Source organism: Desulfuromonadales bacterium (assembly GCA_035620395.1).
GTDB lineage: Bacteria > Desulfobacterota > Desulfuromonadia > Desulfuromonadales > DASPGW01 > DASPGW01.
Genome location: DASPGW010000111.1, coordinates 1 through 21,211, shown reverse-complemented (window position 1 = coordinate 21,211; position 21,211 = coordinate 1). Strand labels below are relative to the sequence as shown.

General features: G+C 63.7%; 20 protein-coding genes and 1 other RNA gene. 13 read left to right on the top strand and 8 right to left on the bottom strand.

Going from position 1 to position 21,211, the window contains the following annotated elements; genetic code table 11:
• From VD811_06225 to VD811_06210, 4 genes are all read left to right on the top strand, one after another.
• Positions 1-120, top strand: a 120-nt coding sequence (locus VD811_06225) for an iron-sulfur cluster assembly scaffold protein (GenBank protein ID HXV20567.1), incomplete at its 5' end; no start/stop codon positions are given.
• A 98-nt stretch (positions 121-218) separates the two neighbouring features.
• Positions 219-1,304 carry a tRNA 2-thiouridine(34) synthase MnmA gene (mnmA, locus tag VD811_06220; protein ID HXV20566.1) on the top strand — a complete coding sequence of 362 codons (1,086 nt, stop codon included), beginning with the start codon at positions 219-221 and terminating at the stop codon, positions 1,302-1,304.
• Positions 1,301-2,596, top strand: a complete 1,296-nt coding sequence (gene mtaB / locus VD811_06215; protein HXV20565.1) for a tRNA (N(6)-L-threonylcarbamoyladenosine(37)-C(2))-methylthiotransferase MtaB — start codon at positions 1,301-1,303, stop codon at positions 2,594-2,596. Before mnmA ends, mtaB begins: the two co-directional genes overlap by 4 nt.
• Complete coding sequence (locus VD811_06210) at positions 2,593-3,546, top strand: RluA family pseudouridine synthase (protein ID HXV20564.1); 954 nt, start codon at positions 2,593-2,595, stop codon at positions 3,544-3,546. Before mtaB ends, VD811_06210 begins: the two co-directional genes overlap by 4 nt.
• A gap of 32 nt (positions 3,547-3,578) precedes the next feature.
• Here the strand turns inward: VD811_06210 and VD811_06205 are convergent, their stop codons facing one another.
• The 6 genes from VD811_06205 to VD811_06180 form a co-directional block, all read right to left on the bottom strand.
• Entirely contained in the window at positions 3,579-5,012 is a 1,434-nt protein-coding gene (locus tag VD811_06205) for a nicotinate phosphoribosyltransferase (protein ID HXV20563.1), read from the bottom strand.
• 94 nt (positions 5,013-5,106) lie between these two features.
• Entirely contained in the window at positions 5,107-5,940 is an 834-nt protein-coding gene (locus tag VD811_06200; protein ID HXV20562.1) for a Sir2 family NAD-dependent protein deacetylase, read from the bottom strand.
• Positions 5,941-6,023: 83 nt separating this feature from the next.
• Complete coding sequence (ybaK, locus tag VD811_06195; protein ID HXV20561.1) at positions 6,024-6,509, bottom strand: Cys-tRNA(Pro) deacylase; 486 nt, start codon at positions 6,507-6,509, stop codon at positions 6,024-6,026.
• A gap of 9 nt (positions 6,510-6,518) precedes the next feature.
• Positions 6,519-7,328, bottom strand: a complete 810-nt coding sequence (locus VD811_06190; protein HXV20560.1) for a rhomboid family intramembrane serine protease — start codon at positions 7,326-7,328, stop codon at positions 6,519-6,521.
• A gap of 113 nt (positions 7,329-7,441) precedes the next feature.
• Complete coding sequence (locus tag VD811_06185; protein HXV20559.1) at positions 7,442-9,280, bottom strand: aldehyde ferredoxin oxidoreductase C-terminal domain-containing protein; 1,839 nt, start codon at positions 9,278-9,280, stop codon at positions 7,442-7,444.
• A 37-nt stretch (positions 9,281-9,317) separates the two neighbouring features.
• Entirely contained in the window at positions 9,318-9,560 is a 243-nt protein-coding gene (locus VD811_06180; GenBank protein ID HXV20558.1) for a MoaD/ThiS family protein, read from the bottom strand.
• Between the two features lie 225 nt (positions 9,561-9,785).
• Between VD811_06180 and VD811_06175 the strand changes: the two genes are divergently transcribed.
• Together VD811_06175 and VD811_06170 are read left to right on the top strand one after the other, a co-directional pair.
• On the top strand, positions 9,786-11,093 hold the full coding sequence (locus tag VD811_06175; GenBank protein HXV20557.1) for a nitrite/sulfite reductase: 1,308 nt from the start codon (positions 9,786-9,788) through the stop codon (positions 11,091-11,093).
• 265 nt (positions 11,094-11,358) lie between these two features.
• Positions 11,359-12,984 carry a L,D-transpeptidase family protein gene (locus tag VD811_06170; GenBank protein ID HXV20556.1) on the top strand — a complete coding sequence of 542 codons (1,626 nt, stop codon included), beginning with the start codon at positions 11,359-11,361 and terminating at the stop codon, positions 12,982-12,984.
• A gap of 21 nt (positions 12,985-13,005) precedes the next feature.
• On the opposite strand, the gene VD811_06165 is transcribed toward VD811_06170, so the two are convergent.
• Positions 13,006-14,181, bottom strand: coding sequence for a TraB/GumN family protein (locus VD811_06165; GenBank protein HXV20555.1), 1,176 nt, complete (start codon positions 14,179-14,181; stop codon positions 13,006-13,008).
• A gap of 285 nt (positions 14,182-14,466) precedes the next feature.
• On the opposite strand from VD811_06165, the gene VD811_06160 reads away from it, so the two are divergent.
• Positions 14,467-14,679 (top strand): hypothetical protein, encoded by a 213-nt coding sequence (locus tag VD811_06160; protein ID HXV20554.1) that lies wholly within the window; start codon positions 14,467-14,469, stop codon positions 14,677-14,679.
• Between the two features lie 101 nt (positions 14,680-14,780).
• Here the strand turns inward: VD811_06160 and ssrS are convergent.
• Positions 14,781-14,961: non-coding RNA, 6S RNA (ssrS, locus tag VD811_06155), on the bottom strand.
• A gap of 253 nt (positions 14,962-15,214) precedes the next feature.
• On the opposite strand from ssrS, the gene VD811_06150 reads away from it, so the two are divergent.
• From VD811_06150 to VD811_06125, 6 genes are all read left to right on the top strand, one after another.
• Complete coding sequence (locus VD811_06150) at positions 15,215-16,789, top strand: ATP-binding protein (protein ID HXV20553.1); 1,575 nt, start codon at positions 15,215-15,217, stop codon at positions 16,787-16,789.
• 298 nt (positions 16,790-17,087) lie between these two features.
• On the top strand, positions 17,088-17,426 hold the full coding sequence (locus VD811_06145; GenBank protein ID HXV20552.1) for a P-II family nitrogen regulator: 339 nt from the start codon (positions 17,088-17,090) through the stop codon (positions 17,424-17,426).
• A gap of 28 nt (positions 17,427-17,454) precedes the next feature.
• Positions 17,455-18,843 carry an ammonium transporter gene (locus VD811_06140; protein ID HXV20551.1) on the top strand — a complete coding sequence of 463 codons (1,389 nt, stop codon included), beginning with the start codon at positions 17,455-17,457 and terminating at the stop codon, positions 18,841-18,843.
• Positions 18,844-18,954: 111 nt separating this feature from the next.
• Positions 18,955-19,686, top strand: a complete 732-nt coding sequence (locus VD811_06135) for a hypothetical protein (GenBank protein HXV20550.1) — start codon at positions 18,955-18,957, stop codon at positions 19,684-19,686.
• A 101-nt stretch (positions 19,687-19,787) separates the two neighbouring features.
• Positions 19,788-20,573 (top strand): radical SAM protein, encoded by a 786-nt coding sequence (locus VD811_06130; protein HXV20549.1) that lies wholly within the window; start codon positions 19,788-19,790, stop codon positions 20,571-20,573.
• Between the two features lie 51 nt (positions 20,574-20,624).
• The coding region (locus tag VD811_06125; GenBank protein HXV20548.1) for an inositol monophosphatase family protein at positions 20,625-21,211 on the top strand (587 nt) is incomplete at its 3' end.

Here is a 21,211-nt window from a genome sequence, read left to right as displayed (position 1 = left end):
ACCAACGCCGCCGTCGCCGAAGCCCTCGACGGTTTGCCGACGCAGAAGATGCACTGCTCGAACCTCGCCGCCGACGCCCTGCACGAGGCGATAAAAAACTACAGGGAAAAGCACTCGTAACGGGTGAAAGGTACATAGACTCCTGAACCCCCCCGCCCTTCGGGCACCCCCCCTGTGAAACAGGGGGGGCAGGGGGGGTAATCATTTGTGGTTTTTTCATGTCCGCATCTAAAAAACGCATCGTCGTCGCCATGAGCGGCGGGGTCGACTCGTCGGTGGCCGCGGCCCTGCTCAGGGAGCAGGGTCACGAGGTGATCGGCATGACCATGCAGATCTGGGACTACTCCACCTTCGCGGCGGCGAACGGCGAGACCTTCGGCACCTGCTGCTCACTGGACGACGTCTACGACGCCCGCCGGGTAGCCGAGGGGCTCGGCATCCCCTTCTACGTGGTCAACTTCGAGAAGGATTTCCAGCGGCAGGTGATCGACCGCTTCTGCGACGACTATTTCGCCGGCCGCACTCCCAACCCCTGCGTGCTTTGCAACCAGGTGCTCAAGTTCGAGCTGCTGCTGCGCCGGGCCCGGGAGCTGGAAGCCGACTGCCTGGCCACCGGGCACTACGCCCGCATCGTCGAGGAGACGGGGGGCTTTGCCCTGCGCAAGGGGCTCGACCCGCAGAAGGACCAGAGCTACTTCCTCTTCACCCTGAACCAGGAGCAGATGCGCCGCGTCCTCTTCCCTCTCGGCGGGATGACCAAGGAGGAGGTGCGCGGCCATGCCGCCCGCTTCGGCCTGCGGGTGGCGGAGAAGGCCGAGAGCCAGGACATCTGTTTCGTCCCCGACGGCGACTATGTGCGCTTCCTCGAGGAAGAGCGGGGCAAGGGGCAGCTCGACGGCGAGATCGTCCACGTCTCCGGGCAGGTCCTCGGCCGGCATCTCGGAACCTACCGCTACACCATCGGCCAGCGCCGCGGGCTGGGGATCGCCTGGCCGCAGCCGCTCTACGTGGTCGGCATCGACGCCGAAAACCGGCGGGTGCTGGTCGGCGAGCAGGAGCACCTGGAACGCCGGGAACTGACCCTGCATGGGGTCAACTGGAGCTCCGGAGAGGCTCCCGCAAGGGAAATCCGCGCCCGCTGCCGCATCCGCTATCGGCACCAGGAGGTGCCTGCGCTCATCACGCCGCTGCCGGGGGGCCGGGCGCAGGTCGTTTTCGATGAGCCGCAGCGGGGGGTGACCCCGGGGCAGGCGGCGGTCATCTACGACGGGGATCGGGTGCTGGGGGGAGGTTGGATCGAGTGAATCGCACTGTCGCCTTCGCCACCCTCGGCTGCAAGACCAACCAGTTCGAATCGGCGGCCATGGAGGAGCGTTTGCAGGGAGCCGGCTACCGGGTCGTCCCCTTCGAGGCGGGAGCCGACCTGGTGATCGTCAACACCTGCACGGTGACCGCCGCCACCGACGCCCAGTCGCGCAACCTCATCCGCCGGGCGCGCCGCCTCAACGAGGGGTGCCGGGTGGTGGTGACCGGCTGCTACGCCCAGGTCGACCCGCAGGCCCTGCTCGCCATCCCCGGCGTCTCTCTGGTGCTCGGCAACGAGGAGAAGCGCGACCTGCTCAGCCTTCTCGAAAATGAAGAATCGGCGCCGACGGCCAGGGTCTCCGACATCCGCCGCCGCGCAGAGGCCGCCGTCCTGCCGCTCTCCTCCTTCGCCGAGCGCAGCCGCGCCTTCGTCCAGATCCAGAACGGCTGCGACGCCTTCTGCAGCTACTGCATCATCCCCTACGCCCGCGGCCGCAGCCGCTCGGTGCGCCCCGAGGAGGTCGTCGTCCAGGTGCGGGAGCTGGTCGCCGCCGGCTACCCGGAGATCGTGCTGACCGGAATCCACATCGGCGGTTACGGCGCCGACCTTGCTCCGCCCCTGACTCTGGTGGAACTGGTCCGCCGGCTCACCGCCGAAACCGGGGTACAGCGTCTGCGTCTCGGTTCCATCGAGCCGACGGAGCTCTCCGATACTCTCATCGAGACCGTCGCCTCCTCTCCGGAGCTTTGCCCCCACTTCCACATCCCCCTGCAGGCTGGCGACGACGGCGTGCTGAAACGCATGAACCGGCACTACAGCACGGACTACTTCGCCGGCCTGGTGCGGCGCATCCGGCAGCGCCTCCCCGAGGCCGCCATCGGTCTCGACGTCATCACCGGCTTTCCCGGCGAAAGCGAAGAGGAGTTCGCCAACACCTGCCGGCTGATCGAGGCGCTGCCGGTCACCCACCTGCACGTCTTCCCTTTCAGCCGCCGACCCGGCACCCCCGCCGCCACCATGTCCGGCCAGCTGCCGGGTGATGTCGTCAAGACCCGGGCCGCCGTGCTGCGCAGCCTCGGTGAGGCGAAGCTGCGAGTTTTCGCATCCGGCTTCGTCGGCCGGACGCTGGAAGTGGTGGTCGAAGCGGGCCGTTCCAAAGGCCTCTGCCGCGGGGTGAGCCGCAACTATCTTTCGGTCCGGTTTCCTGCCGAGGAGGATTTGACGGGTAGGGTGGTCGCGGTGCGGATCAGCGGGGCCGATGCCGCGGGGCTGAAAGGTGTGGTGGCGTGAGCGGTGCGGGGGAGAAACGGCGCGCGATCCTTCTGGCGGACCCCTCGGCGGCCGGCGAGCGGCTCGATCTCTTCATTGCCCGCGGCCTCGCCGGGGTGTCGCGCAAGGCGGTCAAAAAGGCCCTCGACGGCGGCCAGGTCTTCCTCGATGGCCGGACCGAGCGCCGGGCCGGGCATCTGCTGCGAGGGAGCGAAACGGTCACCGTCACCCTCGACATGGCCGGACCGGTCCCGCCAGTGCCTGAACTTCCCATCCTTTTTCGTGACGAGCAACTGCTGGCGGTCGACAAGCCGGCCGGGCTTCCCTCGCATCCGACGGTGGCGGGGCGGATCAATGCACTCTCCATGGTGACGGATCTGCTGCGCGGTGACGGCAAAATATTCCCTCCGATTCTCCTCCACCGGCTCGACGCCGACACCACCGGCGTGCTTCTATTCGCTCTGACGAATGCGGCCAACCGGGAGCTTTCCCGGCAGTTTGCCGAACGCGAGGTGGAAAAGATCTACCTCGCCCTGGTGGCGGGAATCCCTCCCGACTCCATAAGCGTCAATAACTTCCTCAAGCCCGGGGTGCGCGGCCGCACCGTCGCCGTCGCCAGCGGCGGCCAGCCGGCGGAAACGGTTTTCCGAACCCTGAAAATGAACAACCCCCCTTTGGCAAAGGGGGGGGGCAGGGGGGGTGGCCCTGGTCGAGGCCCGGCCGAAGACCGGACGCACCCACCAGATCCGCGCCCACCTCGCCGGGGAAGGGTTTCCCCTGCTCGGCGACACCCTCTACGGCGGTCCCCGCCTCGTCACGGTGGGCGGCGAACGTATTCACATCCACCGTCATCTGCTGCACGCCTTCCGGCTCTCCTTTCGTCATCCCGCAACCGGCCGGGAAATGACCATCGAAGCGCCGCTGCCGGCAGACTTCAATGCTGTTCTGAATTTCGCATTCTAAGCCTCTGAAAATCGGCATTTCAGGAAGCGGCCGGCGGCGATCATTCCCCGGTCTCGTAACCCTCCATCAACCGGGTGCGCAGTTCGTGCAGGCCGCCGCTCATGGCGACTTTGTAGAGGTGCGGATTGGTCAGGCGCAGCGACCCGTCCGGGAGGCGTCGAAGCTGGTCGGCGCTGCGGTCGGCGAGTCTGTCCAGGGACGGCAGCGGGGCGAGGATCTCCCCGTTCGCCATGACCACCTGGCGGAGGTCTTCAAGGACGACGCCCTGGGGTATGGGCTTGTGCCGCGCCGGGTTGGTCGGGTCGTAGACGGTGTCGCCGGGACGGAGTTCCTCACCCGACAGGCAGAGGATATCCATCTCGAAGCGGCCGTCGGGCCGCACCGCCCGCAGCACCCGCTTGCGGTCGGGGAGGGTCGCCTTGGCGATGTCCGAAGTGACCTTCAGCTTCGGCAAGTCACCGAGGCGAACCAGCTTGTAGACCCCGCCCAGAGCACCGCCCCCCTCGCCGGCACAGGTGGCGAGCCGGGTGCCGACGCCGTAGATGTCGATTCTCCCTCCCTCGTCGCGGATGGAGTGGATGACGTACTCGTCGAGCTCGTTGGAGGCGACGATCTTCGCGTCGGGAAAGCCCGCCTCGTCGAACATCCGTCGCGCCTCCTTGCTCAGGTAGGCGAGGTCCCCCGAGTCGAGACGGACGCCGACGATCTCGTGCCCCTTCGCCCGCAGTTCCCGGGCGACGGTGATGGCGTTGGGCAGGCCGCTGGTCAGGGTGTCATAGGTGTCGACCAGCAGGATGCAGCTGTCGGGAAAACACTCGGCGTAGGCGCGAAAGGCGGTAAGCTCGTCGGCAAAGGCCATGACCCAGCTGTGGGCGTGGGTCCCCTTGACCGGGATGCCGAAGAGCTGCCCGGCCCAGACGTTGCTGGTGCTGCGCACCCCGCCGACATAGGCCGCCCGCGCCCCGGAAAGCCCGCCGTCCGGCCCCTGCGCCCGGCGCAGGCCAAACTCGACGACCACCCCGGCTCCTGCTGCCTGCGTCAGACGTGCCGCCTTGGTGGCGACGAGGGTCTGGAAGTTGACAATGTTGAGCAGCGCCGTCTCGACGAACTGGGCCTCGGCCAGGTTCCCCTCGACGGTCAGCAGCGGCTCGTTGGCGAAGACCACCGTCCCCTCCGGCGGCGCCGTGATCTTGCCGCGGAAGCGGAAATCCTTGAGAAAGTCGAGAAAGGCCGGCTTGAAGATGCCGAGGCTCTGCAGGTAGGCGAGGTCCGCGTCGGCGAAGCGCAGATCCCGCAGGTAGTGCAGCGCCGGCTCCAGCCCGGCAAAGACGGCGTAGCTCCCCTGAAAGGGATTGTGGCGGTAGAAGAGGTCGAAGACGGCCGGCTGCTCGCTCATCCCCTCATCGAAGTAGCCGGCCAGCATGGTCAGTTCGTAGAGGTCGGTGAGCAGGGCCGGGTAGCGAAATTTGTCCATGGTCCCTCCCGAGGGGCGAGATTAATAGCTTCGCTTCGATTATAGCAGGGAAGGGAGAAATGCCGGTTGGCGCGGGAACGGGACCGGCCCGGATTCAGCCTGCCTTCAGCGCGTCGTCGATGCCGGTGAGCCCCGCCAGGGCGCCGCAGGGGAGAGAGAGGTGTGGCCTGGGGACCTGCGGTTCTCTGGGGTTGATGCGCACCACCGTTGCTCCGGCGCGGCCGCCGAGCCGTTCGCTGGCGTAACGGATGGTGGGGATGGCCGTGCCGGCCCCCATCTCGAGGACCACTAGGGGCTGGTCCCGGTGCTGGTCGACGAAGAGGTCGAAGCGCATTTCCTGGCCGCGGGTGCGGTCCGGCAGCCAGGACCAGTCGCCGAACATGAGGATGTTGGGGCGGGCGGCGCCGCCGCAGCGCGGACAGACGGGGATGTGCCGGGCACGCATGGTGTCGACATCGACCGGGATCTCTTCGCGGTTGTCCCAGATGGCGCGGCTGCAGGGGGTGAGGCATTGCAGATGGTGGATCGAGCCGTGCACCTCGAGGATCTGATCCTCCCGGAAGCCGGCCTTCTGGAACTGGCCGTCGACGTTGGAGGTGACGACGAAGGTGTCGAGATCGAAGCGCTCGGTCCAATCGAGCAGCAGCTGAAATCCCCGGTGTGGAACCGTCTGCCGGTAGAGGTTGGTGCGGTGGCCGTAGAATCCCCAGCCGAAGGCCGGGTCGCGTTCGAAATGCCCGGGATTGGCAGCGTCGACGAAGGAGAGGCCGAGCCGCTCGTACATCGGGTAGGCATTCCAGAACCCCTGGTCGCCGCGGAAGTCAGGGAGTCCCGAGTCGACCCCCATCCCGGCGCCGGCGGTGACCACCAGGGCGCGGGCGCTGCGGAGGGCGTGCGCCGCGACGCGGAAGGCTTCCGGAAGGTCCATGGGCGGCTCCTTGATCGCTTGTCCCACAGGTCCCACCGGTCCCAAGAACCTGGGACTTTTGGGACTCGTGGGACGCTTGGGACCTATGTTATTCCCACTTTCACCAGAGTCGGCTTGAGCAGCCGAACGACCTCCTGCGGGTCAATGCCGACGAGAAACCCCCGTTTGCCACCGTTGATGTAGATCCTCGGCAGATCGAGGATCGTCTCCTCCAGGTAGACAGGCATCGGTTTGCGGGTGCCGAAGGGGGAGGTGCCGCCGACCTGGTAGCCGGAGTGCTTGTCGGCCACGGCCGGGGCGCAAGGGGTGATGCTCCGGGCGCCGATGACCCTCGCCAGTTCCCTGGTCGAGACCTGCAGGTCGCCGTGCATCAGGACGATGAGGGGATTCCGGCGGTCGTCCTCCATGATCAGGGTCTTGATCACCGCATGTTCGTCGACCCCCAGTTCGCGGGCGGAGACGGCCGTTCCCCCCTTTTCTTCGTAAGTGTAGGGGTGGGCGGTGAAGTCCACCTGCTCCTGGCGCAGCAGGCGGACGGCCGGGGTTACGGGGGTTTTATCCTTGGCCATGACGAAACCTCACCGGGACCCGGCGTTCAGCCATGACAGGACCAGCATGGTCAGGCTGTAAAGGATGGCCGCCGTACTGAGGACGGCCAATACGTTGAAGAACTGATCAAGCAGCGGCCGGCGTCGCCAGCTGGCCGGGATAAGCAGCCCGAGGAGCGCGCCGCCAAGGGCGCCGCCCAGGTGGCCGGCGTTGTCGGCGCCGACCAGCAGCCCGAAGACGAAGGCGAAGATCGCCCACTGGAACATGAAGTTGCGAATATGCAGCCCCTGGGGGCCGAGCCGGTGGTAGTACGCCACGGAAAAGCCGATCAGCCCGAACAGGGAACCTGAGGCTCCGACCACCGGTGCCATGGGATGCCAGAAATAGCCGAGTGCGGTTGCGGTGAGGGCGGTAAAGGTGTAGAGGAAGATGAAGCGCGCCTTGCCGACCTCCGCTTCGAGCAGCGGCCCCACCTGGTAGAGGACGACCATGTTGAAGCCGAGGTGGATGATGCCGCCGTGGGCGAAGGCGTAGGTGAGGCAGCGCCACCATTCACCTTCGACCAGGACCAGCGGCCAGTACTGGGCGCCGGCGTGGAGCAGCAGATAGGTGTCCGGGTTCAGGATCGTCGAGGGTCCCTGGCCGGCCAGGATCCCCTGTGCGATCATCAGGGTGAACAGGACCAGGTTGGTGAAGATGATCGTACCGGTCACCGAGACCCCGGCCTGCTGCAGATTGCCGCGAAAAAGACCGCGCAGGTTGCGCTGCCAGCGGCGCAGCCGCCACTGCCATTGGACGCTGTTGAAACTGAGTAGGGTCAGATGTCTCGAGGCCGGCAACGTAAACTCCTTCCAGGGTTGGGGTGCCAGCAACTATCGCAGAAAATCCCCGGTCGGGCAAGCCTCAAGGCATCGGTTGCCTAGGGAGATCTCAAGGATATACCCGTTACCGTTCAGGAAAGGAACTCCTGCAGCTCCGGGTCGAAAATTTCCCAGACCCTTCTTTGCAGTTCTGCAAAGAACTCGGGAGTGGCGATGCGGGGCAACCTGATGTGCAGATTCGGCGATTCGAACACTTCGGCCGGCAGGGTGTATTCGGCCCTGGCATACCCCTGCCGCAGCTCCAGAGCAAGGCCGCGCAGAAAAGCCCTTCTGACTGCCATGGCCAGAGCCTCGGCCGTGACCTCCAACCCCAGCTCGGCCTGCAGGCAATCGATCACCATCTGCGTGCCGATCCCCTTGTTGATATCGAAAAACTTGCACAACCCGATCATGTCGAAACCGACGATGTTCAACTTCTCCTGAGTGATCGCCCTGACCCAGGAGTCGATATCCGACTTCCCTTCGCGGATGAGCACGCCATAGGTCCCCATCGACATGTGGCCCCCGGCGATGGCCCAGGCATATCCGGGATTGGTTTCCGGCAGGTAGGCCGCCAGCTCCAGCCCCTTGACGTGATAGGCGTAGGCGGTTTCGCCGGTGCTTTCCGAGAGTCTCCTGGAGCCCCGCCCGATCTCCGGCAGACGGCCCTCGCCAGCCTGGATGATCAATTCGCGAATTTTTTCGTAGGCACCGAAGGTGGCGCCGTTGAGAATCGGCTTTTCCGGGTGCCGCTCATTGTAGGAAAGGGCGTAGGAGATAGTCACCCCCAGGGAAATGGCATCCATGCCGTAGTTGTCCCCCAGGTGAATCAGGCTGGCCGCCTGGCCGGCATCGTGGATGCCGAGATTGGTGCTGAGCAGATTGAGCGGTTCGTAGTCGAACTTGGCCAGGAATTTTCCGGCACTGCCGTCGGCCTTCTTCTCGTAGATGTTGTTGTGGCAGGTGATGCCGCAGCGGAAGCAGGCCTCCGACTTGATATGGTACGCCTTTTCCACGTTCTCCCGGAACAGCTTCTCCGGCAGGTCGTTCCCCTGCGGGCGGAAGTTGTTGATCGGCACGGCATGGAAGCCCTGCATGACGTCGTAGGCGGACCAGGTCCCCCCGCCGCCGCCCCGGCTGATCGGCTGCAGGCGGGCCGAACCGCCCCCCTTGACGACGTTGATGTTGACCTTCTTCACCTCTTCGGAAAGGGGCTTGAGCTTGTCGGTGCTCTGGGCGACCAGGGCGATGACGTTCTTGTATCCCATCAGGCTCCCCATGCCGCCGCGACCGGCAAAACGGCACTTGTCATCACCCGACTTGAGCTGGTTTTCGGTGGAGAGCGCCACCGCTCCCATGTAGACGTTTTGCCAATTCTCGCCGGCCGGGCCGATGACCGCAAAGTGGGCGTTGGCATATTCCTTCTGCAGAGCCATGATCTTGTCGTGGGTGGAGAGCCCGAGCAGGTGGCCTGCCGGCTTGAGCTCCACCTGCGGACCGTCCGCGCCCTCCCGGATGACCACATAGACGGGCGTGGCGCAGCGGTTTTCGAAGATCAGCTCATCCAGCCCGGTCCACTTGAACTTGGCGCCGAACTTGCCGCTGCCGGCCGACCACATGGCGGCCGGCAGCCCCTTGCCGGATGCCTTGAGCGGACTGTAGCCGGAGAAATAGGTGCGCATGCCGGTCATGGCGTTGCTGCCGGTGAGCAGGCCGGTGTTGACGATCAGCGGGTTCTCGTCGCAATAGGCGGTGGTGATCCGCCGTTCCGCCAGCAACTGGAAGGAGCGGCCGAAGCCACCCAGGACCTCTTCAAAATTGCGACAGGGGACATCCTCCATGGTGATGGCGCCGCTGCGCAGATCGACGGTGCAGCGGCGGTAAAGAATAGCCAAAGGCTCTTTGACGGGGTCAGTGGTCAGAATTTTCATGTTTTCATCTCCTTGCAGATCGCACAGAGCAAGCTGGCTAGCCACCGCCCAGAAGGGGAAACAACGCCAGGGTATCGCCATCCCGGAGGACATCTTCGGTGCCGGCATGCACATCGTTGATCACGACGATGCCCAGGAGGTGTTCGGGGAGTTGCAGGTCTTCGATCACCTCCCGAACCCTGATGCCGGGAGGATAGGTACGTTCTGCCTCCTTGAACCGGTTGATTCGGAAAACACCAGCCAGCCTTATCCTGATTTTCACTGGATCAGACGTATTCATTCCTGAACGATTCAATCCTTTAGGCAACAAAATCAGAATTTTAACCAGTAATCTAACATAATTTCATGCAAAAACGCGAAGCCCTTTTGCTGTATCCGGGACTACATGAAATTCGCTGCGGAATGGGGCAGACCATGAAGTTGACTTTTTTTAAGTACAATCTTAAACCCTTGACCCTAGTTGGCAAATAGGGTATATCTGGGCGAACTGCTTACGAAAGGCAATATGGATATGACCATCGATTACAACCGCCTCCGCGTCGAAGGGGTGTACAAGCAGAACGAAGACGGCCAGCTGATGCTGCGGGTGAAAGTCCCTGCCGGCGTCCTCTCCGTTGAACAGGCCTTGAAGGTGGCGGACATTTCCGACCGGTTCAGCAACGGTTTGCTGCACCTGACCACCCGCGGCAGCATCGAGCTGCACTGGCTCGGTTTCGGCGATCTGGCCGAAGTGCTGCGGCAGCTCTCGGCCGTCGGCCTGACCAGCCGCGGTGCCTGCGGCGGTGCGGTGCGCGGCATCGTCTGCAGCACGACCTTTGCCGAGGGGTTCGCCGTCACTCAGGTGCTGGCCCGCAAGCTGCACCGGCATTTCGCCGGCAATCCCCATTTTGAGGGGTTGCCGAAGAAGTTCAAGATCGGCGTCGATGCCGGTTACGAAGCCTCCCGTCACCTGATCCAGGATGCCGGTCTGGTCTATGTCGGCACCGAGGATGGTCTCGACCTCTATGACGTCTGGCTGGCCGGCGGCCTCGGGCGCGAGCCGATGCCGGCCCTGCTCTTCGAAGAGAAGGTCCCCGAGCGGCGACTCATTCCCTTGATCGAGGCGGCGGTGCGGGTACACAAGCAGAACACCCCGGTCGGCAAGCGGCTCAAGCATGTGGTCCAGGCGATCGGCGAAAAGAAGTTCCGTCAACTGCTGGCTGAGGAGCTGAAGGACGCCGGCGAGCTGGAACTGGCCGACGGCTTTGAAAAACGTCTCACCGCCCTGCCGCACGGACCCGGCGTGCGGCTGGAGGCCAACATCTTTGCCGGGGAAGTCGATACTGCAACCTTCCGGCGCCTGGCGAACATCGCCGGCCGCTTCGCCGCCGGGTATCTGGCCCTGACTGCCGACCAGAACGTGGCCTTTCTGCTCGGCGACGCCGCGTGCCGCGACGCGGCGCGTCAGGCCCTGGCCGAGGCCGGTTTTACCGGCAAGACGCCGGCCGAGCAGCTGGTTTTCCGCATCTGCCCCGGCAATCATGAGTGCCGTATGGGACTGGCGGCGACCCGGGACGTGGCGCGGGAGGTGATCGCTGCGCTGGGCGAGAAGGGCCGCGCTATGACCTGGGCCATTTCCGGCTGCGGCAATTCCTGCGCCCAGCCCCAACTTGCCGATGCCGGGATTCTGGCGGTCAAGAGCGTCAAGGGGGAGGATGGCCGCCGGCAGCCGCTCTTCGATCTTCTGCGGCGGGAAGGCTCCGGTTTCGGCCACGCGGTGCGCCAGGGGCTCACCTCCAGCGAATTGCTGCAGGCGGTGGCGGATATGGGTTGATATTCAGCATTTCCCGAAAAAACGAGGTGAGGGACGGGCGCAAACCCGTCCCTCTCTTTGTTTGGATGCTGCAAGGCGGAGAATTTATTGGCTTAGCGGGTTTTCCTGTCTCGGCTTTTAGAGTATTATTAATAGCAACATGCCAATCCTCCGTCGATCCTCTCAGCGTCCCCTCATTTTACGCGCCCCCTTCTGGCTGCCGTATCTTCTCTTTGCCGCTTTTTTCTTCCCGTCATCCGCTCCCGCTGCGCCCCTGAGCCTGCAGGTGGCCGGCGAAATCCGCAGCGTGTTCGATCGGGAGGGCATCCCGCGCCTCGTCCTCGATCGGGAGATGTTGCTCAATGCCGACCTTCTGCCCGGCTTCTACCAGTCGAGGGATTATGCTCCGGCCTGGGTCGACGACTTCGGAATGACGGCTGCCGGAGGGCATCTGCTCGATCTGCTGCGCAGTGCCGATGAGCATGGGCTCTGCCCGGAAGACTATCATCTGACCCGGATCGAGGCGGTGGTCGAGCTGGCCGCCGACTACCGTCGCTACGGCATACTCGTCGATCCCGTCTACATGGCCCGGCTCGATCTGCTGTTGACCGATGCCTTTCTGCTCTATGCGGCGCATCTGGTCGAGGGCCGGGTCGACCCGGACGAGGTGCATGAGGGGTGGCGGGCTAGGCCGCGCAAGGTCGACCTGGTCCGGCTGCTCAGCACGGCATTGACCGGCGACGGAGTGGTGCAGGTGCTGGCGGGTCTTGCTCCGCCGCATCCCGGCTACCTGCTCCTGCGGGAAGAACTCGAACGCTATCGGAGAATCTCTGCTCTGGGCGGCTGGCCCGGGATTCCGGCTGGCCCCGTGCTGCGGGCGGGGGACACCGACTCCCGTCTATCCTGGTTGCGGCTGCGCCTGCTGGCCAGCAACGATCTGCCTGAGAGCGAGGTAGTTGGCGGGGAAATTTTCGACAGGGAAACCGAAGCGGCTCTGATGCGTTTTCAGCAGCGCCACGGTCTGAAGAGCGACGGGGTGCTGGGGCCGAAGACCCTCGCGGCACTTAATGTCAGCGTGGAGGCGCGCATCCGGCAGATCGAGCTCAACCTTGAGCGCTGGCGCTGGCTCCCCAAGGATCTCGGGGATCGCCATGTTGCGGTCAACATCGCCGATTTTCAGCTCGCCGTGATGGAGGGGGCGCAGGCCGTCATGACCATGCCGGTGGTGGTCGGCACCGCTTACCGCAAGACGCCGGTCTTTTCCGCCCGCCTGGACCACCTGATTTTCGCCCCCTATTGGAACGTGCCGCCGACCATATTGCGCGAAGACAAGCTGCCCAAGATCAAGGCCAACCCCGGCTATGTGCACCGGCAGCAATTTGAAATCGTGAGCGGAACGGAGGCGAATCCGACCTTCCTCGATCCCTGGAAAATTTCCTGGCGCAAGGTGACCGCCGCCACCTTCCCGGGACATTTGCGGCAGAAGCCGGGGCCGAAGAATCCGCTGGGTCGGGTCAAGTTCATGTTCCCCAATGCCTTCGACGTCTATCTGCACGATACGCCGGATAAGCATCTGTTCGGTCGCGGTGACCGCACTTTCAGCTCCGGCTGTATCCGCATCCAGCGGCCGTACGACCTGGCCCAATACCTTCTGGCAGAACAGGGCTGGGGGCGCGAGCGGATTCTGGCCGCCATGGGGCGCAGTTCACCGTTGCGCGTCGCTCTGGTTCGTCCGCTGCCGGTTCATGTCCTGTACTGGACGGCGTGGGTCGATCCGGAGGGAATTATGCAGTTTCGCGACGACATCTACCTGCGCGACCTCGACCTCGACCGGGCGCTGAACCGGCGGCGGGCAGAGCCCGGCCGCCTTCCCCAGTCCAGTTTGCCGCAAGGGCTGGCCGCGGGTGGATGATGTCTGGCAGGCGGGGGGGAGCTAAAGCAGATTCTTCAGCCAGTTCAGGGCGACGAGGGTGCCGGCCGAAGCGCCGAGGGAAGAGAAGAAGAAGACCAGCAGCACCCGCATCATCCGGTTGCTCCACCAGCCGCGCAGGCTGGCCAGGTCGTCGCCAACCCGCTCCATGTCACGGACGGTGGGAGAAACCACGAATGCCTGCACCAGACCGGTGACCATGCCGGCACCGATGGCGGGATGGAGTGTGGTAATGGGCGCCGCCACGAAGGCGGAGAGAACCGTCAGCGGATGGCCGAAGGCGATGACCGTGCCGAGCGCGGCGAGCAGCCCGGTGGCGAGCGCCCAGGCGACGGCGGCGTCAGCCATCCGTCCCCAGTCGCCGGTAAAGAGGCCGGCGACGAACAGGGCGATGACGATGCCGGGGATGAGCCAGGGAACCGCCTTGGAGATGGCGGTTTTCGGCGGGATGGTCGAAAGCCCGGCGATGGTGTCGGGCGAGATCGTTTCCGTCAGCTGGCGGATGATGCCGGGCAGGTGGGCGGCTCCCACCACAGCCACCACCTTGGCGCCGGGTGCCAGGCGGATGAAGTGGGCCATGTAGGTGTCGCGCTCGTCGACCAGGATGGTCTTGACGGAAGGGAGAAGGGTTCCCATCTCCTCCAGCATGGCCGAAAGGGTGTCGGTCTGCCGCAAGCGGGCGAGTTCAGCCTCGTCCAGCTTCTGGTTTTCGAAGAGCCCGGCGATCAGGGTCGATACCAGGTTCAGCTTTTTCCAGAGGCCGGTTTTGCGCCAGGCCCGCAGCAGGGTGGTGCGGATTTCCCGGTCGACCAGCCGGACTTCGAGCCCCAGCCGTTCGGCGGTTTCACCGGCGGCGGCCAGTTCGGCCCCCGGCTTGACCCCGGTGTGCAAACCCATCCGCTTCTGGAAGGCGGCGAGCGCCAGGTTGGCCAGCAGAAACGGGACCTGCCCGCTCTTGATGACCTGGATGAGGTTCAACGATTCCCACCGCCGCTGATCCCGCAATGAGTGATAGCGCTGGCTGTCGAGTTCGATGCAGACGGTCTCCGGCGCCTCGGCCTCGATGACCCGGCGTACGGTCTCTACCGAGTCCTGAGAGATATGCGCCGTTCCCACCAGAACGATCTCTTTCCCCTCGATAGTGATGCGGTGGATATCCGAAGCGATTTCTTCGCTCATTGAGTCACGTCCTTCTTTCCAGGTCAATTTCCTGCATCCTAACATGGAACGAGGTTGCGGAGACAGGGTTTTTCATGCCGCTCCCATGCGGCGACCCGTCGTGGGAGCGAAACGGTGTCCCTGCCGTGCCGGTCAAAGTTATTGTTTTTGTGTTATAATTTTACCATCCAGAAGGAAACGGAGGCGGGATGAAACATCAGGATTACGGCGAAACCTGCGGGCGGTCCGAGCACCGGGGCCGGTGAGTCAGGGTGTGTAACCGCTGGCCGGGGAAAGGAGTCAGCCATGAGGAAAGAGCGTTTCGATTTTGTCTGTCAGGATACCGAGGCCGGAACCGACGCATTCGTGCGGCATGCATCCTCCAGTGAGGAAGGACGCGTGCTGAACTGTTCGATCGACCATCTGGTGGTGGAAACCAGCGACGGGACAAAACGCTGCTGGGATTTCCGCGAATGCGAAGAATTGAGCCGGTCCAAGGAAGAATGGCCCTATCGTTAAGCGAGGGCCGTACACGGCCAGCCCCGGGGTAAGGTGAAGCGCCCGGGGTTTTGTTTTCAAGAGAAAAGGCACCGGGATCTTCCGGTGCCTTTTCTTGTTTACGGCTCTCCACGCCTGCCGTGGATCCTTGGGCCTCACAGCGAATCTCTATGAGGTGGAACCCCTTGTGGGCGCATCAGGCGTCCCACTCGATGGTGGGCTGGCTCACCGCTCCCCTGAAGAAATCCCTGATTAACAATATTCCGCGTGGGCGTCTTGATCTCACTTGCAGTGCAGAGAGCTTTTTGTTGTTCTCAGTATAGGAGAAGGGGCGCGGAGGAGGCAAGAGGAAAAATTGTCGGCTTGCCTCGGCTGCCGCAACTGCTGCCGATTGCCCAAATTTTAGCCAGAAGATGACAAAAGATGGGCAGAATCCTGCAGGGACCCTTTCCCGGCGCCCCTCTTTCAGGCTTATTTCCGGCGTTTCTCCCCGGATTGCCGCTGGCACGTCTTATGCCCTTATGGAAACGGGTTTCCGCGGCTGAGAGGAGAGGGGATGTCACCCGGCACAAACGGACAAAACGAAAAACTGCTCAAGGCTCTGATCGATATCGGTCAGGAGTTGGCCTCCACCGTTGAGCTGGAGGAGCTGCTCAACCGGATTCTGAAAATCTCGCGGGAAGTTTTCCGCTTCGAGAATGCCATCATCCGTCTGCTCGAGGCGGATCGCGGCATGCTCGTGACGGCGGCGTCCTACGGTTACGCCGAGGAGGCCATTCGCCCGGAGATCCGGGTCGGCCAGGGGGTCATGGGAAAGGTTGCCCTGAGTGGCCGGCCCATCCTGGTGAGCGACGTCGCCACGCTTCCCGACTATGTCCAGGGGATCAGCAACGCGCGCAGCGAACTGGCCGTGCCGATGCTGGCCCGGGAAAAGCTGATCGGCGTATTCAACGTGGAGAGCCCCCGGCCCGACGCTTTTCGCGAAGAGGATATCGTCCCGCTGATGACCATGGCCGGCCAGGCCGCCATCGCCATCGAGAACGCCCGCCTTTACGATAATCTGCGCTCCGTCTCCCGCCGCTACCAGGAACTGCACCAGTTCAACAGCCGGATCCTGAAGAGCGCCAGCCTCGGCATTTACACGATCGATGCCGACATGCGGGTCACCTCCTGGAATCGCCGGATGGAGGAGATGAGCGGCGTCAGCGAGGAGGATGCGCTCGGCAACGACCTTTTGCAACTCTTCCCGGTCCTCGAGGAGGAGGGGTTCGCGGACCGGGTCCGGAGGGTTCTGCAGCGAGGAATTCCGGAGAAGGTGCGGCTCGCCCACCGCAACATGAAAGGTGAACTGCGCTTCCAGAAACGGCGGCTGGCTCCCCTGAAGGACGGCGACCGCACGACGGGAATCGTGGTCATCGTCGAGGACATCACCGAGTTCAAGCGGCTGCTGGAACAGACGATCCAGTCGGAAAAACTGGCCGAAGTGGGGCGCCTCTCCGCCGGCATCGCCCACGAGGTCAACAACCCCCTGGCGGTCATCTCCTATGCAGCCCAGCTGCTGCTGCGGGAGGAAGAGCTGCCGCCGTTCCACAAGGAGTTGGCGGAGCGGATCGACAGCGAGGTCGACCGCCTCAAGACGCTGACCGGCAGCCTGCTCTCTTTTTCCCGGGCCCGGGAAATGGTCCGGCGCGAGACCGACCTCAACGAAGTCCTGCGGGACGTGCTGCGCCTGGTGCGCTACGAGCTGAACCGGCATGCGATCCGTCTGGAGGAGGACTTCGCCGAGCTGCCGGCGATCCAGGCCGACCCCAACAAACTCAAGCAGGTCTTCATCAATCTGTTCATGAACGCTTCACAGGCCATGCCGGATGGGGGGACTCTTTCGGTGCGGACCGCTCTTGTTGCCGGCGAGGAGATCGAGGCGGTGGTGACCGACACCGGCCCCGGAATACCGGCAGACGTGCAGGGCAAGATCTTCGAACCTTTTTTCTCGACCAAGCGGGAAGGGGAGGGGACCGGGCTGGGTCTCTATATCTGCCGCAACATCGTGGCCGAGCACGAAGGCCGCCTGCTGCTCGAGTCCGTACCGGGACAGGGGGCGACCTTTCGCGTGGTGCTCCCCCTCGGCTGATTGCCTTCGGAATATTCAGGGGGAGCAGCGGCTGCAAAATAATTAGGCAGGAGATCTTCCTGTCTTTCCTTAAGTAGACGGATTTACAGCATATTACGTTTTGGCACGCGGTATGCTCTTGATTCGGCAGACAAACGCACATCGGCGAGCGGGTTTCCCGGCCAGCCGGCGAGCGACAGCGACTCGCAAGGACAAAGAGGTCCAGGTCGAGATCGACGCAAGGCAAAGGCGCCTACCTTCCGCAAAGGAGGGATGGGCGTTTTTTTTATTTTGACCTCTGGAAAGGAGAAGACAAGGCATGCGAAAGATCGAGTGCATCATCAAACCCTTCAAACTGGACGACGTGAAGAGTGTTCTGACCGACATGGGGATCACCGGCATGACCGTGAGCGAAGTGCGAGGCTTCGGTCGGCAGAAGGGGCACACCGAGCTCTACCGCGGCGCCGAGTACCAGATCGATTTCATCCCCAAGGTGAAGATCGATCTGGTGGTCCCCGCCGAGCGGGTCGCCGAGATCGTGGCAGCCGTGCAGAAGGAAGCCTGTACCGGCCGCATCGGCGACGGCAAGATTTTCGTGACCCCGGTCGATCAGTCGGTACGAATCCGCACCGGCGAAACCGGCCCTGAAGCCCTTTAAAAACAATAAAGCCCAAGGAGGTAATCAGATGAAACGTTTTATTTCCCTCATCGCCGCCGGTCTGCTGCTCGGCTTGCCGGCCGTGGCCCTGGCCGAGGATGCCCCGGTTTCCGAGATCGCCTACATCCTCAACACCTTCTCGTTTCTGATGACCGGCGCGCTGGTCATGTGGATGGCCGCCGGCTTCGCCATGCTCGAAGCCGGACTGGTCCGCTCCAAGAACGTCGCCACCATCTGCCTGAAAAACATCGCCCTCTTCGGCGTCGCCGGCATCCTCTACTACCTGATCGGCTACAAACTGATGTACTCCGGCGTCGACGGCGGCTGGATCGGCTCCCTCGGCGTCTGGGGGCCGGATGACGCGGCGGCCGCGGCCGGCGATTTCTCCGGCAAATACGCCACCGCCTCCGACTGGTTCTTCCAGATGGTCTTCTGCGGCGCCGCCTGCTCGGTGGTCTCCGGCTGCGTCGCCGAGCGGACCAAGCTGTGGCCCTTCATGGCCTTCTGCGTCGTGCTGACCGGCGTCATCTACCCGATCACCGGCTCCTGGGTCTGGGGCGGCGGCTGGCTCACCGGCATGGGCTTCAAGGATTACGCCGGCTCTACCCTGGTCCACTCGGTGGGCGGCTGGGCGGCCCTGACCGGTGCTCTCATCGTCGGCGCCCGCAAGGGGAAATACGGCAAGGAAGGCCGGATCAACCCGATGCCGGGTTCCAACATCCCTCTGGCCACCCTCGGCACCTTCATTCTCTGGATGGGCTGGTACGGCTTCAACGGCGGTTCGGTCCTCTCCCTCGGCAGCGCGGCGAGCGCCATCGAAATGTCCAACGTCTTCGTCAACACCAACCTGGGGGCCTGCGGCGGGATGATCGCTGCCATGATCCTGGTGCAGATCCTCTACAAAAAGGTCGACGTGACCATGGCCCTCAACGGCGCCCTCGCCGGCCTGGTCAGCATCACCGCCGGTCCCCAGACCCCGTCGCCCGGCGCGGCGGTCCTGATCGGCGCCGTGGGCGGGGTGCTGGTGGTCTTCGCTGTCCCCTTCTTCGACAAGCTGAAGATCGACGATGTCGTCGGCGCCCTGTCGGTCCACCTGGCCTGCGGCATCTGGGGAACCATGGCCGTTCCCTTCACCAACGCCGATGCGAGCTTCCTCACCCAGGCAATCGGCGTGGCGGCCGTTGGCGCCTTCGTGCTCGTCACCAGCGCCGTCTGCTGGCTGGCTCTCAAGTACACCGTCGGCATCCGCTGCTCGGCGGATGACGAACTGCGCGGCCTGGACGTCGCGGAAATCGGCCTGGAGGCCTACCCCGATTTCCAGCGGATCAACATCGGCGGCGTGGGCGTCGGTTCCAGCCTGGGCGGCGCTCCGGTGTCCGCGGCCCGGGTGATGACCGAGCCGGTGAAGCAGGCGTAAAAAGTGAATCGCTCAACACCTGGAACGTGAAAAAAAGTGGTATTCAATGAACCGGTCGGCGGTCCGGCCGCCGGCCGGTAAAACCCTCAACAAGTGAAGGAGAATGGAACGATGAAGAAGTTTGGTGTTATTCTGCTTGCATTGACGATGGCTGCGGGAGTGATGGCCCCTGCTGCGCAGGCCCTCGAGGTCACCGGGGACGTCTACCTCAGCTATTACAACATGTATCTCTGGCGCGGCTTCGACCTGAGCGGCGGGATGCCCGTCGTTCAGGGCGGCGCCGACCTCAGCGCCAAGGGTTTCACCCTCAGCTACTGGAGCAACTACCAGGCCCGCGACGACGAGAAGGCCGGCTTCGAGTCGGGAGAGATCACCGAGACGGATATCACCCTCAACTACACCTACGCTCTCAGCGACCTCGTTTCGCTCAGCGCCGGCAACATCTTCTACCAACTGGAAGGGCTCAACGACACCAATGAACTCTACGGGAAGGTGGCATTCAACACCCTGCTCGCCCCGTCGGTCACCGTTTACTGGGACTACGATGAAGCCGAATCCGACGGTCTGTTTTTCAACGCTGCGGTCGGCCATACCATCGGCCTGACCGACAAGCTCGCCGTCAGCCTCGGCGCCGGGGTCAACTACAATCAGGCGAGCGACTTCTCGGTGGGCGACTACCGCGACTGGCACAACTATGAGTTGAGCGCCGCTGCCAGCTATGCTCTGACCGACAGCGTCAGCATCAGCCCCTCTGTGCTCTATTCGTCGGGCATCAGCGATGAAGCCAAGGAGCGGATCGACAGCGAGATACTCTCAGGCCTCAAGGTGACACTGCTCTTCTAGCCGGAGAATTTAAATCTTGTCGATGGTAATTGCCTCCTGTCGACAATGATGGCGCCATCCTCTACAATGGGGATGGCGCATTTTTTTCGAAGGACCTATGGATGCAGATGGGCGGCAACGTCAAAATGGCGGTCCCCCTGACCGACGGTTTGGCGGTCGAGGCGGTCTGGTACGGCAGCGGCACCCTGTGCATCTCCAGCCAGGTCGGCTGCGCCCTCGGCTGCCCCTTCTGCGCGTCGGGTTTCGGCGGGTTGCGACGCAGTCTGTCGACGGACGAATTGTTCCTGCAGCTTGAGACGGCCCGAAAGCGTGGGGCCGTGCCGCAGCGGGTGACCGTCTCCGGCATCGGCGAACCGTTGCACAACCCCCAAGCGGTAGCCGTATTCGTCGAGGAGTGCCGTCGGCAGGGATTGCCGGTCTCCCTGACGACCACCGGCAGCCCGCTCACCCTGCTGCAGGAGTTTCTGCATCTGCCCCACAACGGCCTGATGCTCTCCCTGCACGCCGGAACGGCCGCCACGCATCGCCGCCTGGTCCCGCGCGGGCCGGACCTGGATGCCCTGTGGTCGCTGCTCGAAGAGGCACTGCCCGCGCTTTCCCGGCGCCGGCGGCGCAAGATCGGCATCAACTACCTGCTGCTGGCCGGCTGCAATGACTCCCCCGCCGAACTTTCCGCCCTGGCCGAAAGGCTGCGTCACCAGCCCGAACTCACCCTTCACCTGTTGACCTGCAACCCGGTAGCCGGGAGCCCGTTCGTCAGCCCGCCGCCGCCGGTGGTCGATGCAGTGCATGGTTTTCTGACTGCCCGGGGGCTCAACATCCGGCGTCCCAATCGCTGGCGGACCCTGGCGGAAGGCGGCTGCGGCACCCTCCTCGCCCGGAGTTGAGAAGGGGCTAATTCACTGAATTAAACGAAATATTTCGAACGCAGGATGATCATGAAAAAGATTGCCATTGAGGCCGCCCTTGAAGGCGGGCGGGTTCTGATGCAGAAATTCGGTACTGCTCTTGAAATCAGCCACAAGGGGGAAGTCGACCTGGTGACCGAGGCCGATCGGGCGGCGGAAGAGACTGTCGTTTCGGTGATCCGCGACACCTTTCCGCGACATGACTTTCTCGCCGAAGAGGCCGACTACGGCCACTCCGGGTCGGCGTATCGCTGGATCATCGATCCCTTGGACGGGACCACCAACTATGCCCACGGCTTTCCCTGGTTCGCCGTCTCCATCGCTCTGGAGGTAGAAGGGGAGGTGCGCCTCGGGGTCGTGTACAACCCTTTCCAGTGTGAACTTTTCTTTGCCGAGAAAGGCGAAGGCGCTTATCTCAATGAGGTCCAGATCAGGGTATCGACGACTGCCCGGCTCGATCGGGCGCTGCTGGCGACGGGCTTCCCCTATGACCGCAAAACGAGTTCGGTGAACAACTACGATCATTTCCTCAATTTCCAGCAGGAGGCCCAGGCCTGCCGCAGGGCCGGCGCCGCCAGTCTCGATCTTGCCTACACCGCCGCCGGGCGCCTGGATGG

What these genes read in the sequence shown, in the direction of transcription:
- VD811_06150 (HXV20553.1), top strand. Translation starts at nt 15,215, where the DNA reads ATGTCACCCGGCACAAACGGACAAAACGAAAAACTGCTCAAGGCTCTG.
- VD811_06130 (HXV20549.1), top strand. Translation starts at nt 19,788, where the DNA reads ATGCAGATGGGCGGCAACGTCAAAATGGCGGTCCCCCTGACCGACGGT.
- ybaK (HXV20561.1), bottom strand. Translation starts at nt 6,509, where the DNA reads ATGGCCAAGGATAAAACCCCCGTAACCCCGGCCGTCCGCCTGCTGCGC.
- VD811_06205 (HXV20563.1), bottom strand. Translation starts at nt 5,012, where the DNA reads ATGGACAAATTTCGCTACCCGGCCCTGCTCACCGACCTCTACGAACTG.
- VD811_06160 (HXV20554.1), top strand. Translation starts at nt 14,467, where the DNA reads ATGAGGAAAGAGCGTTTCGATTTTGTCTGTCAGGATACCGAGGCCGGA.
- mnmA (HXV20566.1), top strand. Translation starts at nt 219, where the DNA reads ATGTCCGCATCTAAAAAACGCATCGTCGTCGCCATGAGCGGCGGGGTC.
- VD811_06175 (HXV20557.1), top strand. Translation starts at nt 9,786, where the DNA reads ATGGATATGACCATCGATTACAACCGCCTCCGCGTCGAAGGGGTGTAC.
- VD811_06185 (HXV20559.1), bottom strand. Translation starts at nt 9,280, where the DNA reads ATGAAAATTCTGACCACTGACCCCGTCAAAGAGCCTTTGGCTATTCTT.
- VD811_06140 (HXV20551.1), top strand. Translation starts at nt 17,455, where the DNA reads ATGAAACGTTTTATTTCCCTCATCGCCGCCGGTCTGCTGCTCGGCTTG.
- VD811_06145 (HXV20552.1), top strand. Translation starts at nt 17,088, where the DNA reads ATGCGAAAGATCGAGTGCATCATCAAACCCTTCAAACTGGACGACGTG.
- VD811_06200 (HXV20562.1), bottom strand. Translation starts at nt 5,940, where the DNA reads ATGGACCTTCCGGAAGCCTTCCGCGTCGCGGCGCACGCCCTCCGCAGC.
- VD811_06135 (HXV20550.1), top strand. Translation starts at nt 18,955, where the DNA reads ATGAAGAAGTTTGGTGTTATTCTGCTTGCATTGACGATGGCTGCGGGA.
- VD811_06165 (HXV20555.1), bottom strand. Translation starts at nt 14,181, where the DNA reads ATGAGCGAAGAAATCGCTTCGGATATCCACCGCATCACTATCGAGGGG.
- VD811_06180 (HXV20558.1), bottom strand. Translation starts at nt 9,560, where the DNA reads ATGAATACGTCTGATCCAGTGAAAATCAGGATAAGGCTGGCTGGTGTT.